General features: G+C 72.4%; 1 protein-coding gene. It reads right to left on the reverse strand.

What is annotated here, in order from left to right; genetic code table 11:
• Positions 1-1460, reverse strand: a 1460-nt coding sequence (locus tag POF73_RS45670; protein WP_272125450.1) for an SDR family NAD(P)-dependent oxidoreductase, incomplete at both ends; no start/stop codon positions are given.

The raw sequence follows: 1460 nt of genomic DNA on the forward strand, positions 1-1460 counted from the left end.
GCCGATCGCGTCCCCGCCCTCGCTGACCAGCCGCCACAGCTCCTCCGGCGAACCCACTCCACCCGGGAACCGGCACGCCATCCCCACGATCACCACCGGATCATCGGACGTGCTCGCCGGCGCGGGCAGCAGGTCGGATGCACTCGGTTCCTCGCCGCCGAGGAGCTCCGTCCTGATGTGCCGCACCAGGGCGCTGGGCGTCGGGTAGTCGAAGATCAGGGTGGTGGGCAGCCGCATGCCGGTGGCGGCGTTCAGACGGTTGCACAGATCGACCGAGGTGAGGGAGTCGAAGCCCAGGTCATCGAAGGTGTGGTCTGCGTCGATGTCGGCGGCCGAGGCATGGCCGAGCACGGCCGCCGCGGCGCCGCGCACCAAGTCGGACAGGAGTCGGTCACGGTCGGCCGGCAGGGCGGCCGCCAACTGTGTCCTCACGTCCTGTCGGTGGGCTCCGGTACCGGCCTCGGCCTTGCGACGGGCCCGGACACGGACCAGGGCACGCAGCAGCGCGGGAACGTCCTCCGCCGCCCGCCGACGCAGCCCCGCGAGATCGAGGTCGATCGGCAACACTGCGGCCCGCTCCAACCCGGCGCCCCGCTCCAGCGCAACGTCGAGCAGCCCCAGACCGTGTTCGGGGGCGAGCGGCTGCATGCCGCCGCGTGCCATGCGTCGCAGGTCCGCCTCGGTCAGCTCGGCGGTCATGCCCGCACCCGGTGCCCAGGGGCCCCACGCCAGCGCGGTCGCCGGCAGGCCGGAGGAACGGCGGATGGCGGCGAAGGCGTCCAGGAAGGCGTTGGCGGCCGCGTAGTTGGCCTGCCCCGCGCCGCCGAACGTCCCCGCGACGGAGGAGAAGACGACGAACGCGGACAGATCGGCGTCCCGGGTCAGCTCGTGCAGATGAACGGTCGCGTCGGCCTTCGGCCGCATGACCCTCGCCAGCCGGTCCGGGGTGAGGGAAGCGACCACACCATCGTCCAGGACGCCGGCCGTGTGGACCACGGCGGTCAGCGGGTGGCCGGCGGAAACGGTGTCCAGCATGGCGGCCACCTGGTCGCGGTCGGCGACGTCAACCGCCGCCACCTCGACCTGCGCGCCCAACCCAGCCAATTCAGCGACGAGTTCACCAGCGCCCGGGGCTTCCAGGCCGCGGCGGCTGGCCAGCAGCAGATGCCGGATACCGTGCTCGGTCACCAGGTGCCGGGCCGCCAGCGCACCCAGACCACCCGTACCACCGGTCACCAGCACCGTGCCGTCCGGATCCAGCGGCACCGGGACCGTCAGGACCACCTTGCCGACATGGCGGGCCTGCGACAGATACCGGAACGCCTCCGGAGCGCGCCGCACATCCCAGCACGTCACGGGAAGGGGCTTGAGCACGCCCGCCTCGAACAGGGCGACCAGGTCGGCCAGCATCTGCCCGATCCGCTCCGGCGCCACGTCCATCAGATCAAACGCCCGATAGA

Source organism: Streptomyces sp. HD (assembly GCF_028369295.1).
Taxonomy (GTDB): domain Bacteria; phylum Actinomycetota; class Actinomycetes; order Streptomycetales; family Streptomycetaceae; genus Streptomyces.